Annotated in this window: 15 protein-coding genes; 8 read left to right on the top strand and 7 right to left on the bottom strand. The window is 62.8% G+C overall.

Annotated elements, in window-relative coordinates:
• Nucleotides 1-37: 37 nt before the first annotated feature.
• The 5 genes from RAE04_RS08350 (at nucleotide 38) to RAE04_RS08330 (ending at nucleotide 4,483) form a co-directional block, all read left to right on the top strand.
• Nucleotides 38-1,285 carry a sensor histidine kinase gene (locus tag RAE04_RS08350; protein WP_317027058.1) on the top strand — a complete coding sequence of 416 codons (1,248 nt, stop codon included), beginning with the start codon at nucleotides 38-40 and terminating at the stop codon, nucleotides 1,283-1,285.
• Nucleotides 1,282-1,893: a hypothetical protein gene (locus tag RAE04_RS08345; RefSeq protein ID WP_317027057.1), complete on the top strand. Its 612-nt coding sequence runs from the start codon at nucleotides 1,282-1,284 to the stop codon at nucleotides 1,891-1,893. The genes RAE04_RS08350 and RAE04_RS08345 overlap by 4 nt, the downstream gene beginning before the upstream one ends.
• The gene (locus RAE04_RS08340; protein WP_317027056.1) at nucleotides 1,890-2,555 is read left to right on the top strand and encodes a response regulator transcription factor; all 666 of its coding nucleotides are present in this window, start codon (nucleotides 1,890-1,892) and stop codon (nucleotides 2,553-2,555) included. Before RAE04_RS08345 ends, RAE04_RS08340 begins: the two co-directional genes overlap by 4 nt.
• A gap of 66 nt (nucleotides 2,556-2,621) precedes the next feature.
• Nucleotides 2,622-3,833 carry a sensor histidine kinase gene (locus RAE04_RS08335; RefSeq protein ID WP_317027055.1) on the top strand — a complete coding sequence of 404 codons (1,212 nt, stop codon included), beginning with the start codon at nucleotides 2,622-2,624 and terminating at the stop codon, nucleotides 3,831-3,833.
• Nucleotides 3,830-4,483: a response regulator transcription factor gene (locus RAE04_RS08330; RefSeq protein ID WP_287556291.1), complete on the top strand. Its 654-nt coding sequence runs from the start codon at nucleotides 3,830-3,832 to the stop codon at nucleotides 4,481-4,483. The genes RAE04_RS08335 and RAE04_RS08330 overlap by 4 nt, the downstream gene beginning before the upstream one ends.
• A 22-nt stretch (nucleotides 4,484-4,505) precedes the next feature.
• Here RAE04_RS08330 and RAE04_RS08325 read toward each other — a convergent pair whose 3' ends face one another.
• Nucleotides 4,506-4,886, bottom strand: coding sequence for a hypothetical protein (locus RAE04_RS08325; RefSeq protein ID WP_317027054.1), 381 nt, complete (start codon nucleotides 4,884-4,886; stop codon nucleotides 4,506-4,508).
• Between the two features lie 173 nt (nucleotides 4,887-5,059).
• On the opposite strand from RAE04_RS08325, the gene RAE04_RS08320 reads away from it, so the two are divergent.
• The 3 genes from RAE04_RS08320 (at nucleotide 5,060) to thpR (ending at nucleotide 7,196) form a co-directional block, all read left to right on the top strand.
• Complete coding sequence (locus RAE04_RS08320; RefSeq protein WP_317027053.1) at nucleotides 5,060-6,442, top strand: YeeE/YedE thiosulfate transporter family protein; 1,383 nt, start codon at nucleotides 5,060-5,062, stop codon at nucleotides 6,440-6,442.
• Nucleotides 6,443-6,527: 85 nt separating this feature from the next.
• Nucleotides 6,528-6,650, top strand: coding sequence for a hypothetical protein (locus RAE04_RS08315; RefSeq protein WP_317027052.1), 123 nt, complete (start codon nucleotides 6,528-6,530; stop codon nucleotides 6,648-6,650).
• 3 nt (nucleotides 6,651-6,653) lie between these two features.
• Nucleotides 6,654-7,196 (top strand): RNA 2',3'-cyclic phosphodiesterase, encoded by a 543-nt coding sequence (thpR, locus tag RAE04_RS08310; protein ID WP_317027051.1) that lies wholly within the window; start codon nucleotides 6,654-6,656, stop codon nucleotides 7,194-7,196.
• Here thpR and RAE04_RS08305 read toward each other — a convergent pair.
• The 6 genes from RAE04_RS08305 to RAE04_RS08280 all read right to left on the bottom strand — a co-directional run bounded on the left by RAE04_RS08305 (nucleotide 7,193) and on the right by RAE04_RS08280 (nucleotide 14,573).
• A complete protein-coding gene (locus RAE04_RS08305) occupies nucleotides 7,193-8,884 on the bottom strand; it encodes an FUSC family protein (protein WP_317027050.1) in 1,692 nt (563 codons plus the stop codon). The two genes, thpR and RAE04_RS08305, sit on opposite strands and share 4 nt — an antisense overlap.
• Before the next feature lie 67 nt (nucleotides 8,885-8,951).
• Nucleotides 8,952-10,406 (bottom strand): ABC transporter ATP-binding protein, encoded by a 1,455-nt coding sequence (locus RAE04_RS08300; RefSeq protein WP_317027049.1) that lies wholly within the window; start codon nucleotides 10,404-10,406, stop codon nucleotides 8,952-8,954.
• Nucleotides 10,403-11,224, bottom strand: a complete 822-nt coding sequence (locus RAE04_RS08295) for an ABC transporter permease (RefSeq protein ID WP_317027048.1) — start codon at nucleotides 11,222-11,224, stop codon at nucleotides 10,403-10,405. The genes RAE04_RS08300 and RAE04_RS08295 overlap by 4 nt, the downstream gene beginning before the upstream one ends.
• Nucleotides 11,224-12,192, bottom strand: a complete 969-nt coding sequence (locus RAE04_RS08290; RefSeq protein ID WP_317027047.1) for an ABC transporter permease — start codon at nucleotides 12,190-12,192, stop codon at nucleotides 11,224-11,226. The genes RAE04_RS08295 and RAE04_RS08290 overlap by 1 nt, the downstream gene beginning before the upstream one ends.
• Complete coding sequence (locus tag RAE04_RS08285) at nucleotides 12,189-13,769, bottom strand: ABC transporter substrate-binding protein (RefSeq protein WP_317027046.1); 1,581 nt, start codon at nucleotides 13,767-13,769, stop codon at nucleotides 12,189-12,191. Before RAE04_RS08285 ends, RAE04_RS08290 begins: the two co-directional genes overlap by 4 nt.
• A gap of 39 nt (nucleotides 13,770-13,808) precedes the next feature.
• On the bottom strand, nucleotides 13,809-14,573 hold the full coding sequence (locus RAE04_RS08280; RefSeq protein WP_317027045.1) for a GntR family transcriptional regulator: 765 nt from the start codon (nucleotides 14,571-14,573) through the stop codon (nucleotides 13,809-13,811).
• Nucleotides 14,574-14,696: the final 123 nt, after the last annotated feature.

The following is a 14,696-nucleotide window of genomic DNA, read 5'->3' as shown; positions in this document are numbered from 1 at the left end:
CCCTAGGGACTATGGCCGCCGGCTTAAGCTTGAGGCCATGATCAGAACGAAGTGGAGCACGGCGGGCATTGTGGCTGCCTGCGCGGTGGCGAATTGGCTCATCGGCATGGTGCTGATGAACCTCGACATTGAGGAGTATTCGCCGTCGTTTGCGGAGTATGGGCCCTATATCTGCACCGGGTTTGCGGTGGGCGTGCTGGGGATTATCGCCCTGCCCTTTGCCCTGGAGCACCAGCCGCGCGAGCTTTCCGACGTCGACTATGCCGGCTCCACCCGCAGCTTCATCGCTGGCTGCATCGTGTTGCTGGGGTCTAGCTCCTATTTTGGCGCGGCTAGTGGCCTCGTGGCTTTTATTTCCATGGTCTCGCGCCGCTCGACCTCGCGCTCGGTGGCCGCAGTGGCGTGCTTCGTGGCGGCATTTGCGATTGATACCATCTTCAACCCCTATATGAGCTGGGACGAGATCGGGTGGTTTGGTGCCATCTTCGTCGTGGTCGTGATGGTCGCGGGGTTATTGGTGGGCCAAAAGCGCGCCAATCTGCGCGAAAAGCGGTGGCGAGTGGAACAACAAGCCCGGATGAATCGCGAAGAGATGCGTGCCAAGGTAGAACGCGCGCGGCAAGAGGAGCGCGAGAATATCGCGCGGGACATGCACGATACGCTCTCGCATCGGCTGAGCCTTGTGGCCATTCATGCGGGTGCGTTGAGCTATCCGCGTGAGGGCGTGCCGGCCGAGTTCACAGACGCAGCGCGCACCATCCGCACGGAGGCCCAGAACGCGGTCGAGGATTTGCGCACCGTCCTAAGCGCCTTGCGCGAAGACCTTTCCCAGGATCCACGCAGCGGCTTAGAGGAGCTGGTCGCGGCCGCGCGCGAGGCCGGCACGGAAGTGACGGTGACCTACGCGGACGGTGCCGGCCCGGATATTTTTACTGGGTTGTCCACGATGGCGCAGCACGCCGTGCACCGCGCAGTACAAGAAGGCCTGACGAACGCACGCAAGCACGCGCTCGGCCAGCCAGTAAGCATCACGGTGCGCGAGACGTCCGGCGCGGTGGACATCGAGATGCGAAACCCAGTGCCGCGCGAGACCCCAGGAGCCGACACGGGCTACGGCGCGGACACCTCAGGTGGGTACGGACTGGTGGGCCTGCGCGAGCGTGTGGAGCTTTCCGGCGGGCGCATGAGCATCGCAACTAACCAGGGAAGTCCGAAAGGAAAGGAAGGCGAGGAATTCGGCTGGAGTATCCAGCTACCGCTAACGCACAAGGAGGCTGCGCAATGAGCGAGATGAGCTGGCAACTGCGCCATCCCGAATACGGGCTCATGCGCATCGACCTAGAAGAAACCACGGCCCGTGAGGGGTGGACGGGAAAATACTTAGACTTTCAGCGCAGTCTTTTTACCTCCACCGTTGACGGAACTTCGCGCAAGCTCAGCTATACCGATACCGATGACTCGGCCTATAGCGTGGAATTCCTGCGCGGGCACAGCGACGATAACGCGCCCGAAGACACAGACCGCGTCGAGCTGGTGGAGCGCCGCGGTTACGTCGTGCCGGAGTTTCGCGGGCAAGGCGCGAGGGTGATGTTTGCGGCGGTGGGGAAGCCGGACATCGATAAGCAGCTGCACCGGATAAGTCTGTGGACGTTGCTCCTGCAGACTGCGCTGACATTCATTGCGGCCACGCTAGTCATCGAATTTTTCCCCAAATTCTTCGAAAAGCTAAACGATATTCTCGTGCCTTCGTTCCTCAACGGCGTAGTGGCCGGCCATGTGGGAATCGTGCCGATAGCGCTTGCGGCAGTGGTGGCGGTTACAGTGGCGTATACGCCCGTCGCGTCACAAATGTGGCGCGCGCGGTGGAATCAACCAGTGGGAAAGGGAGCATGATGGCCGATGCCCTGCGCGTAGTGCTCGTTGATGACGAGGCTCTAGTCCGCAGCGGCCTGCGCCTGCTGCTATCCAACGCGCCCGATATCGAGGTCGTGGCCGAGGCAAGCAATGGCCGAGACGCGGTGGCTACCGTGCTCGACGCGCAGCCCGATGTGGTGCTGATGGATATTCGCATGCCGGTCATGGATGGCATCGCAGCAGTGGAGAAGATTCTGTCCGTCCACACAGTGCCGATCATCATGCTCACGGCCTTCGATACCGATTCCTTCATCCTGCGGGCCCTGCGCGCCGGGGCGGCCGGGTTCTTGCTCAAGTCGACGCCACCGGAATCGCTCATGGCGGCTGTGCGCGCGGCTGCGGCGGGGCAGCCGTTGTTGAGCCCGCAGGTCGTCGACAAGCTGGTAGGCATGCAAAGCCCCGCGCTTTCCGACGCCCATTCACACCACGCCCGCACCGCCCGCAACCACCTAGGTAGGCTTAGCTCCCGCGAGCGGGAAATCGCCGAGCTGGTGGCCCAGGGCTTGAATAATCAGGAGATTGCCGACCGGCTCGTGGTGTCCATGGCCACGGTGAAGTCTCATATGCAGCACATTTTGAAAAAGATCGGCGGCACGAGCCGCGTGCACATCGCCATTATGGTCTTAGAGGCGCGCGGCTAACGCCGGAGAATCCTCCCTGCGGGGGATACCGCGCTGGCGGCGGGTCGGCTTAGACTGGTGCGCGTTATGAAGTTATTCCGAAAATCCGACGAGATGCTCCGGCGCCCGCTGTGGCGGAAGCTCATCATTGCGGCGGTGGCAGTGCTAGGCGATTTTGCCGTCTTATCCGTCCGCGTGAGCGAGAGCGACGGATCGCCCGAAAGGCTGTTTATTCTTTTCGCGGCGACGATCGGAACGTGGATCTTATTGCCCTTTGCTCTCCGGCATGCTGCGCGGGAGCGTGACCCGCGCAGCGCACAGCCTGGCCCGCGCAGCGCGTTGGTAGCCGCAACCATTATTTCGGCGACGGTGACGATTGCTGAGCCCCGCCCCTCGGTATTTATGGCGGCGTTTTCTGTGGCCTCGCGCCGGAGCCGGTTGTGGATGGCGACGGTATGTGCGGCCATGGTGGCCTCGAAGCTGGTCACTCTCGATTTATCTCGAAGCGAAGGGCTTAGTGCTCCCGGGAAGCTGGGATTTTTCTCTAGCTACATCCTCCCAGCAGTAGTCGTTCTAGTAGTCGGGTTGGTTCGTTCGAACCAAAAAGAGCGCACGATTGCGCTGCAGGCGCAGGCGGAGCTCACACACGAGGAAATGGCCACTCGGGAGAATTTTGCGCGGCAGGAAGAGCGCGACCGGATTGCGCGGGATATGCACGATACGCTCTCGCATCGGCTGAGCATGATTGCGGTCTACGCAGGTGGGCTGGCCTACCGCAAGGACCTAGATCCGGAAGAGACGCGGCAATCCGCGCGTACGATTCGCGATGAAGCCGAGGCAGCCGTGGGAGATCTGCGCGAGGCGTTGCACTCGCTGCGCAGTGAGGGGCGCATAGATCCGCGCGAGGGCGTGGAATCTCTGGTGGAGCGTTCCCGCCAGGCGGGCATGAAAGTGGAGGTGCGCTACCAGGCGGGCGCGGGGCCGCAATCGCTGGAAGAGCTGAGCACCATGGCCGGCCACGCGCTCAACCGCGCGGTCCAGGAGGGCCTGACCAACGCCCGCAAGCATGCACCGGGCGAGCCGGTCACCATCACCATCGCTACGCTTGCCGACGCCCTGTCTATCACCATGTCTAACCCCACAGCCCAGGCTGGGGAGAAGGGCAGCGTGCACAGCGGCGGGTATGGGATCGTCGGCATGCGCGAGCGCGCTAGTGTTGTGGGCGGATCGCTGCAGGTAAAGGACGAGGAAGAAAGCTTCTCGTGGACGCTGCGCCTGCCGAGGAAGGAAATACAGTGAGTGAGATTCGGGTGGTGCTCGTCGATGATGAGCCGCTGCTGCGCCACGGGCTGCGCATGATCTTGGAAGGCGCGCCGGGCATTAGCGTCATTGGCGAGGCCGGCAACGGCAAGGAAGGCATCGAACTTATCCTGGCCGAGGAGCCGGACGTGGTGCTGATGGATATCCGCATGCCGGTCATGGACGGCATTGAGGCGACGGCGCAGCTGCATTCGCTCGCCGGCGCGCGTGATATCCCGGTGGTGATGCTCACCGCCTTTGATACCGACGAATTCATCCTGCACGCCCTGCGCGCTGGGGCGGTGGGCTTCTTGTTGAAGACGACGGCGCCGGAGGCGCTGGTGGCGTCGGTAAGAGCGGCGGCCCAAGGCCAGCAACAGCTCAGCCCGAAGGTACTAAGGAACCTGGTGGGGCTGGCGGACACGCCGCCGCAGCCGGAACAAGAGATGATTCAGCCCAGCGGGCTGGCCGAGCTGAGCGAGCGCGAAAATGAAATCGCCCAGCTGGTGGCCCAAGGACTGAGCAACGCCGAGATTGCCGAGCAGCTATTCATCTCGTTGACCACGGTCAAGACGCACATGAAACACATCCTGGCCAAGATCGATGGCACTAACCGGGTGCACATCGCCATTGCAGTGCTTGGCGGCTAGCTCCTGCTGGGGGCGGGGCCGGCTAGGGTCGACGGAAAATGGCGGAGACTAGGCCGATGAACGCAATGACACCAACGATGATGGAGGCTGCCGGCCAGTACTGCGGGAAGTACTTGAGCGTGTAGCCGAATACTTGGCCGTCGTCGAACTGCTGCCATAGCGCGAAGGGCATCCACCAGAGCTTGGTTAGCGTGAGGATCGCGCCCACCAGGCCGGTGGCAACCCGCGCGCCACCGCGCAGAAAGAAGCTCGCCGCAACCAGCAGTACGCCCGCAATGGTCAGGGTGAAGAGGAGGGGAGTTTCGGTGCCCAGCGGAGAGCCGCGTAGCAAGAACTCGTGGTCGATTGCGTGTTGTTCGATGAGGGTATATCCATCGAGTACTACGTCATCTGGGATTCCCATAGGTTAATTCTCCTTAATCGTGCCCGGAGCGGCTGGGGCGCCTGAGGTGGCATAGGGAAGGCCGACGGAAACGCGGAAATCTGCCACCTTAGAACCGGGTTGTACGTCAATTATAGACAATTCTGTCTTAGGTGTCGTAGGCTGAAGTCCTTAACTCGAAACAAGGAGAAATAGTGATTATTACCGGACTTCTCACTGGCATCGTCTTCGGCGCCGTGCTGCAGCGCGGGCGCTTCTGCGTAACCGGTATGCTGCGCGATATTTTCCTCAATAAGACGTGGCGCGGCTTTACCGCCCTGCTCATTTTGATTTCGGTGCATGCCTTTGGCCTGACGCTGTTGACTGGCACGGGCGTGCTTTCGCCGGAGATTAGCGATTTCAAGCCGGTAGCCGTCATCGTGGGCGGCTTCATCTTTGGCCTCGGCATCATCTTGTCCGGCGGTTGCGCGTCCGGCACGTGGTACCGCTCGGCCGAGGGCCTGGTCGGCTCGTGGATTGCGCTGCTGTTTTATGGGCTTTCGGCCGCGGCCATGAAGTCCGGCCCGCTGTCCGGTGCCAATGATTGGTTCAAGCAGTGGAGCCTCCCGGTAACCACCATCCACGACGCGCTGCACATCTCGCCGTGGATCCTGGTGGCGGTCCTGTGGGTCGTGACCTTCCTGCTGTGGCGCCACTATCGCGCCAAAGACGCCGGCCGCCCCAAGGTGGACCTGGGTCAGCCGTGGTACGCCAAGCCGCTGAACATGAACATCGCGGCCGTGCTCGTTGGCATCATTGGCACGGTGGGCTTTGTGCTTTCGGCCAACGCTGGCCGCAATGGCGGCCTCGGCATCACGACGCCGACGGCAGACATCGTCCGCTGGAGCGCCACCGGCGATTCCGCGCGCATGAACTGGGGCACCCTGTTGGTCATCGGCCTATTGGTGGGCGCTTTTATCGCCGCCAAGACCGCCGGTGAGTTTCGCGTGCGTGTCCCGGATGCACAGACTGCAATCCGCGCTATTTGGGGCGGCATCATGATGGGCGTGGGTGCGTCGCTGGCCGGCGGCTGCACCGTGGGCAATGGCATGGTGGAGACCTCCCTGTTTAGCTTCCAGGGATGGGTAGCGCTGTTCTTTATGGCCCTGGGCGTCGGCGCGGGCGCGCGCCTGTGGCTGAAACCCAAGAGTGAGCCGCAGCAGCCGCAGACCTACTCCACCGAGGAATCCGTGGATAACTCGGTGGTCTCCGCCGAGGATAAGGTGCTGCCGAGCTTTGCCACTGCCACCGGGGCGGTAGCGCTCAAGACCAAACCGCAGGCGAAGGATAAGGCCCGTGCCCTAGGCGGCGGGCGCTATGCGCTCGATACCCTCGGCGCGGTCTGCCCGTTCCCGCTGATTGAGGCCAAGCAGGTCATGGCGGAGCTGGAGCCAGGCGAGGCGCTGGTTATTGACTTTGACTGCACCCAGGCCACCGAATCCATTCCGCAGTGGGCGGCCGATGAGGGCCACGAGATTCGTGATTTTCATCGCTCGGGCGATGCTGGTTGGCAGGTCACGGTGGTCAAGGGCGGATAATTACATCATTGTCAGCTACTATGTGGAGGCAGAAGAATCGAGCGTGATTCTTGTGCCTCCTTTGTGGTTTGAAAGAAGTAATCGCATGCCCGAGTTTGATGATAATTCCACCGCTGTTGCGGATATTTTGCATGCCTTCGCCGTCTTTGAGCGCGAGGAAGAACACGTGCTGGACGCGGAACTGCGCCTCAATGTCTGTGCCAGCTAGGCCATGATCCGCGTCTTTGCTGCGTTATTGCCCTCGGCTGCCGCGCGCGAGCATTTGGTGCATACGCTGCGTCCCATCCACGCGGCAACTACTAATGAGCTGCGCTGGACGGATCCGGATAATTGGCATCTGACCGTGGCGTTTTATGGCGAGCAGCCCAATGATGCCGCGGCGGTGCGCGAGCACTTAGCTCACGCGGTGGCAGGGCGCGCGGCGTTGGATGTGCGTTTAAGCGGGGCGGGGAGCTTTGAGCAGCGCACGCTGTGGGTGGGCGTCGGCGGGCAGGCGCGCGGTGTGCGGGAGTTAATGGCGGAGTGCCAGTTTGCCGACGTCCCCTTTAGCCACCACCGCCCCCACCTCACCGTCGCGCGTGCCGGCCGGCGGACCCGCGAGCCGTGGGCACTGGCGGATTATGTGCGCGCACTTTCGGTGTATCGGGGACCGGAATTTTGCGCGGACCGGGTCTGCCTTATGCAATCCCACCTCGGTGAGGGCCGTGGTGGGGGCCCACGCTACGAGGTGATGGAGGAGTATCCGCTGTTTTAGGCGGCGCGGGCCGCACGGACTTCGTGCACCAGGGAATCGAGCTCCGCGCGGGTAGCCGTGCGGTCTGGGTGGGTGGTGCAGAAATCTAGCAGGAAGTAGCCGGCGTGTTGTACGGCAATGTGCCGTGCCCAGAATTGGCGCACAGTATCGGGGTTATCCACGGCGAGGGACTGGATGGCGCGGCGCTCCGAGAGCAGCTCGTATTGCAGGTCGCGGCGCGCGGACAGTACGGCATCTGGGGTATTAACAAAGAGCAGGCCGAGCAGGGTGGCCATGGACTCCATCGCGCGGACCTGCAGGCGGGCCTGATTGCGCACGGGGGCGCTGCGCTGCCATAGCCACAGCACCGCGGTGGCGACGAGGATGGATAGGACGATCTCGCCGCAGCGAGCCTGGATGGTGGGCCACAGGGGCCGGGTGGCGGAGTTGCCCATGAGGAGGGCAAGTGGGGTGGAGAAGATAACGCAGATGGCGTAGTTCTTGGCCACGAAGATTTCGGCACAGAATTGGCACGCGGCCAGCGCGAGCAGGAGCGTCCAGCCACTGATGCCAAAGTAATGGAGAATAGAAAACAGCAGCACGCCGACGACGGAGCCGAGCATGCGGTGGATGCCGCGGACAGTACCCGGCACATGGTCGGGTCCCCATTGCAGCATGAGGAAAGCAGAGACCACGCCCCAGTCCGGGCGGTCGAAGCCGAGGGAGAGGCCCACCAGCACGATAATGGCCGCCGAGAGGACAACCTTTTGGGTGGTGACCATGGCGTGCGAATCCCGGACCGCGGCGCGATACAAGCGGTAGCGGCCGGTGGGGCGGGTGTGCGGGATGGCGGTGCGATCCGGATCGACGTCGGTGACATTATCGGTGAGCTGATCCGAATCGGAGCCGAGGTCGAGGGCGCGGTTATGTGCCACGATGGTGTGCTGGGCTGCGAGGGCGCGCTCCACTAGGTGGGCACCTTGGGAGTCGATGATGCGGCCGCCGCGGATAATGTGGGCGTCGGAAAGCGCCTGCCAGGCAGCAAAGAGCGCGGTCTGCGCCTGGTGGTGGCGGGCCAAGGAATCGTCGCGGTCATCCTTGAAGGCGGCCGCGGCCTTTTCGAGTGCGGCAACCGCGCGGCGCTCGGGGCCGTGGGCGTCAATAAGCGCCGGCGCCATGCCGAGCACGATGCTGGCTACCATGCCGGTCAGCGCCCAAAAGAGCAGCTGTCCCACGGTGACATCGGTGCGCGCAAGCATCACCGAACCGCCGCCGACCATGACCAAGAAGAAGGTGCCCGGCGGCGGCAAGCGCAGGGCATTTTGGGCAAAGCCGCACACGGCGGCCAATGCCGTGGTGTACAGGCCCGCCAGCAGCAGCCACCAATGGCCGTGGCCAGGCGCAAAGATGAGGTGGCCTACCAGCACGCCCACGGCCGCGACGGTAATGAGTGCGGTGCCGGCGGTGAGCATAACGCGCGGGCGGGTGCGATAAGGGTGGCCCTCGCCAAAGATGACGGTGAACGCGCCGGTGGAAATGAGCAGGATGGCGTAGTCGTGGCCGGTCAGCAGCGCGATGGCGCCGGGCAAGAGAATCGCCAAGCCCGCGCGCAGGGCACCAGGCCAGCGCACCGAGGCGCTATTAAACGCGGTGAGCAATTGGGTGGTGCTGGGGCGCTGCGGGATGGGATAATCAAGCTGGGTGGCCACGGAGCAGCAGGATCCTTTCTCGGCGGAGTTATCTGACCCGACTACCTTACGCCCGAAGCCACCCGCTTTACATCTCGGCGGCCGCGATAAGCCGGCGCGTGTAGTTCGTGCTGGGCGAGGCCCACACGGAGTCGGTCGCTCCGTGCTCGATGAGCCGGCCGCGTTCAAGGACCGCAACGCTCTCGCACAGGTGGCGCACCACCGCGAGATCGTGGGTGACAAAGAGCAAGGTGAGTTTGCGCTTGTCGATGATCTCTGCCAGTAGCTCCAAAACCTGTGCGCGCACCGACATATCGAGGGCAGAGACGGCTTCATCGGCCAGCAAGATATCCGGCTCGCCGCACAGCGCGCGGGCGATGGAAATGCGTTGGCGCTGGCCGCCGGAGAACTCGTGCGGGAAGCGATCGAGGCTCTCGGATGGCAGCCCGACCTCTTCGAGCGCGGCCGCCGCGCGAGCGCGCTTGTCGGCCTTGCCGGGGTTGCCAGGGATGGCCTCTGCGATGGATTTCCAGATTTTCAGGCGCGGGTTGAGCGAGCCTTGTGGGTCTTGGAAGACCATCTGCACGCGGCCGCGGACGTCGATGTCACCGCTCGTGGGCTGGTCGAGCCCGGCGATGAGTTTGAGCAGGCTGGTCTTGCCCGAGCCGGAGCCGCCCACGATGCCCAGACGCTCGCCGTGGTGCACACGCAGATCAATGCCATCGAGTGCTGCATGTGCGCCGTGGACCTTGCTGACCCCGCGTAGTGTCACCAACGCATCTTCCGCCGTGGCCGGAGAAAGGCTAAGTTCCGGCGGCCGCGAGGAGACGATGAGCGTGCGGGTATAGGGATGCTCGGGTTGGCCAAGCACGCGCTCGGTGGGGCCGGATTCCACCACCGCGCCCTGGTGCATGACTAGGACGTTGGGGCACATGCGGCGAATGACGCCCAGGTCATGGGTGATAAAGATCAGAGCGGTGCCGCGAGCCTTGGTTACGCGCTCGATGACGCGCAACACTCCATCTTGCGTGGTGGCATCCAGCGCGGTGGTTGGTTCATCGCAGATGAGCAGATCGGGGTGGCCGGCCATGGCCATGGCAATGAGCACGCGCTGGCGCTGGCCGCCGGAGAGCTGATGTGGGAATCGGGAGGCAATGTCGGCATCAAGCTCCACCTCTTCGAGAGCGGTTGCGGCATCGCGCACCCCGGCTTGAGCCAGCTGCTTGCCCACGCGCATAAGCGGATCCAACGCGCTCATCGGTTCTTGGAAGACCATGGCCATGGTTTTCCCGCGCAGGGGGCGGATGCGGGCATCGCGTGCGCCGACTACCTCGTGGCTATCCACGGTGACGGAGCCGCTCGCGCGTACCCCATCGGGTAAAAGCCCCATGATGGATAGCGCAGTGAGCGATTTTCCGGAGCCGGATTCACCAATTATGCCGAGCTTTTCACCGGCCGCGAGCTCGAAGTTAAGCGGCCCCACAAGGGCAGTGGTGGCCCCGGGGGTCGTCACAGCCAGGTTATCTACTTTGAGCAGGCTCATCGCGCGGATCCTTTCAGGCGGGGATCGAGGAGGTCACGGAGGGCGTCGCCAAGCAGGTTAAAGCCCAGCACCGTTGCCGCAATGGCCAGTCCCGGCCAGAAGGCCTGCAGGGGAGCGGTGCCCAGCAGCGATTGGGAATCTTGCAGCATCCGGCCCCACGAGGCCGCCGGTGGGGCAGTGCCCAGGCCGAGGTAGGACAGGCCGGCCTCAGCCAGGATGGCGAGGGCGAAGTAGACAGAGGCCTGCACGATGAGCAGGCCCGCAATATTAGGCAGGATATGGCGCCATGCTACCTTCCAGCCCGGAACCGCGGAAATGCGCGCGGAGGAAATATAGTCCTGCGTGATGACCTGCAGCGTGCCTGAACGCGCCACGCGGGCGAAGGAGGGAATGCCGGCGATGCCGATGGCAACCATGGCCGTAAGCGTCGATGGGCCCCAGACCGCGCCGGCAATAATCGCCAACAGCAGGGCGGGGAAGGCAAGCAGCAAATCCGCGCCGCGCATCACCAGCGCATCGGCCCACGTGCCGCGGCGCATGCCGGCGAGGATGCCCAATGGAACGCCCACGAGGGCGGCGATACCCACCGCAATGAGCCCGACGAAGACAGTAATCTGGGCTCCCGCCATGATGCGGGAGGCGGTATCGCGCCCAAAGCGGTCCGTGCCCAGGAGGTGCTCGGCGCTGGGACCGGCAAGGCGCACATCCGGGTGCGCCAGCGTCGGGTCATAGGGCGTCCACACCAGCGAAACCAGCGCCACCAGTACCGTGGCGGCGACGAGGATGGCTCCCAGCCAGCCAGAAAAACGCAGCTTCATTACTTCTCACCTGCCGTGATGCGCGGATCGATGAATCGGTAGGCCACATCCGTTAAGGCATTGACTACCAAGGCGAAGGCAACGAGCAGCATGACCAGGGTTTGCACCGTGGTCAGATCGCGCACCGATACCGCGTCCAAGAGCATGGAACCAATACCGGGGATGACAAAGACGGATTCGATCACCACGGCACCCACGACCATTGTGGTTAGCTGCACGCCGGCCACGGTAAGCACCGGCAGCGCCGCATTGCGCAGGCCATGGCGCTTTAGCGCTTCCCACGGGGACTGGCCGAGCGCACGAGCGGTGCGGATATAGTCCTGCTGCAGCACATCAAGCACCGCCGAGCGCACGTAGCGAGTCAGCATTGCGCCCTGCACCACGGCCAGCGCAATGACCGGCAAAATAAGGTGGCGGATAAACTCACCCGCGCCCTGGTTCGGCGGCACCCACCCATTGGCCGGCAGCCAGCCCAGATGGACGGCAAAGATGGCCACCAGAATGATGCCGAGCAGGAAGCTGGGCACCGCAATGCCCAGCTGCGTGCCGGCCGAAACCACATCCGCGCTGCGGGTACGATTGCGCAGGGCCAGCCACATGCCCATTGGGATAGCCCCGGCCAGCGCAAGCAGCATCGCCAGGCCAATGAGGATGAGCGTGACCTGGACGCGGTCTACCACCAGCGGCGTAATATCCTGCTGCGAGGACAAAGACTGCCCAAAACTGCCGGTAAATAAGCCCTTTACCCACTCCCAATATTGGGTAAGCAGCGGGCGGTCCAGCCCCAGCTCAGAGCTGAGCTCGTCGACGGCCTCTTCGGTCGCATTCACTCCCAGCGCCACCCGCGCCGGGTTGCCTGGCACCGCGCGCATGAGCGCGAAGATGATGATGGAGGCGGCAAAGAGCGTTAACGCAAAGCGCAGCAGCGGGCGCACGATGGCGCGCCCAGTATTGCGAAGGGAACTCATCGGGCCTCCTTTTCGATGTTATCTGCGGCGGCAGCTTTGGCGTCCACGTCCGCGTCGGCAGAAGTCAGGTCGCGCAGGATGAGCGCGTCGGTGACCTGATCCGGATGCAATCCGCGCACGCCGGCGCGGGTGAGCACGATATTGGGCATATTCATCAAAGTCAGCGCGCCGGCATCAGCCATGATCTGATCCACGGCCTGTGCCATGAGCTTGGGGTAGTCCTTCTCGGGTGCGGAATCGGCCTGGGCCAAAAGCTCGCGGGTGCGCGGGGAATCGTAGTTGAGGTAATAATCCGGATCGCCGAATAAGGTGGGCACATCGCGCGGCTCCACGTGGGAGATGAGCGACATCTGATAGTCCTTTGCTCCCATCACCTGGCCTAGCCACACGGCCGGGAATTCGGCGGATTCCAGCGTCACCTTAAAACCAACTTCGGTGAGTTGCGAGTACAGTAGCTCGGCGACGGTCTGGGCATAGGGCAACGTCGGTGTGGTCAGCGTGATTTCGGCCCCTTCTGCGCCGGCCTCCGTGAGCAGCCTGCGGGCCTTTTCTGGGTCGTGGTCGTAGTAGTGCTTACCCTCGAACCACGGATCCGTAGGCGGGATCGGTGCGCCGCCGGTGTCTTTGGCTAGTCCATTCCACAACACGTCATTGGCTGCCTTGCGGTCTACGGCATAGGCGACTGCCTGGCGCACACGCGGATCATCAAAGGGGGCTCGGGCATTATTCATGGACAACAGCACCTCACCATTGGTGGTGCCGACCTCGGTAGCGATGCCGTCTTTGACGTCGTCGAGAAGCTCCGGGTTTTGCACGCCCCAGACCACGTCCACGCCGCCGGCCTGCAGCGCATTGACCGAGGAGATGGTGTCTGGGAAATAGCGCACCGTGACATCCTGTGCCGCAGGCTTTCCCCAATATCCGTCGCGAACGTGCAGCTCAACGAATTCCGAGGGCGCAAAGCGGGAAACCTCATAGGGGCCGGTACCCACCGGCTGGGCGGCGAGGTTATCCATGCCATTAGGCGTCATCATCGCGCCGGTGGCTGTGCCCATGGACCAGAGCCAGCCATTCGACGGCTGCTTGAGGCGCACCTTGAGTGTGTGATCATCGGTGGCCGTGGCCTTGGCTACCGGATCCATGGCTGCAGAAATGCCATTGGTCCATTTCTCCCGAACGTAATTAATGGAAAAGGCCGCGGTCTCGGCGGTAAAAGCATCGCCATTGGAAAAGGTGACGCTTTTGCGCAGGTGGAAGGTATAGCTGCGGGCATCGTCGCTGATCTCCCACGAGGTGGCGAGCCCCGGGGTGATAGAACCGTCCTCATCGATGCGCACGAGAGTTTCGTAGACATTGTCCATGAGTACGGCGGGGATGGCGGCACCACCGGTAGTGGTGAAATCCAGCGAGGTGGCCGCCGAGGTGGAGGCTACGGTAAGGGAAGTAGAAGCGGAGTCGCTAGCTGCTTGGGAGGTATCAACCACCGCGGTATGACCTGCCGAGCACGCTGATACGGTTCCGACAGCGGCCGCCATGGCGAGGCTACCCAGCGCCCTGCCGGCGCGGAATCTTCTCATAGAAAGCAGGGTAGCCGGTGGGGATAGCTGCCGTGAAACTTATGCAAAATTTCCTGGTGTGGGGATAACTTCTAGGGGTGAAACGCCCCCACGTACGCTATTCATAGCCAGCTTCATGCGGTCCGCGCGGTAGAGGTACACCGCCAATTCGACTGGTTCGCCTGAGTGGTTGGATATTTCCATCTGGAGCCGCCACAGTGGGGTGCCAGTGGCTACTCCAAGCGCCTCAGCATCCTCGGCGTTGGCTTTTTCCAAGGTGAGTTCGCGGCGCACATTATCAAAGTCCACGCCGCAGTCGCGCAGGCGCGCATGAATAGATCCGGCATCCGCGTCGAAGTCTAGGATGTGCTTTCCCACCACCATGGGGAAATACATGCGCTCGATGGCAATGGGGCGGTCTTCGGTATAGCGCACGCGGTGGACGAAGACGACATTTTGTTCTGGGTCTACGCGCAGAAAGCGGGTGATATCCCGCGGCGCGCGGCGGCGAGCCAGCCACAGGGTGTGCTGCTGTGGATCCACGTCATATTCGCTGAGCCAGCTGGAGATGGAATAGATGGATTCAAAAAGCTCTGCCTGGGTAGAGGCTAAAACGGTGGAGCGGCGCCCGCGGCCGGAGGAAACCAACCCTTTGGCCCGCAAAGCCGCAACTGCTTGGCGCACGGGTCCGCGGGAAGAAGAAAACTTCTCGCATAAATCTGCTTCACTAGGCAGAAAATCGCCTGGTTGCAGCACGCCAGATCTGATCTGTTCTCGCAGGTAATCAGCGATCTTTCTATGCTGCTGTTTATCGCGTGGGCTCATTCAACCTTTGTCCTTAGTCTCTCCGGGGCTTTTCGCAGCGGAGCGAAACACAATAATGCTATGCCATTTTTCTAAGGCGCGCTGATGCAATGAAGCTACCGAGCATGCGTGCCTCGCCCGGTC

The sequence above is a fragment of the Corynebacterium sp. CTNIH16 genome (assembly GCF_032821655.1).
Classification (GTDB): domain Bacteria; phylum Actinomycetota; class Actinomycetes; order Mycobacteriales; family Mycobacteriaceae; genus Corynebacterium; species Corynebacterium marquesiae.
The sequence above is the reverse complement of the archived record's forward strand: the minus strand, read 5'-3'. Positions and strand labels throughout refer to the sequence as shown.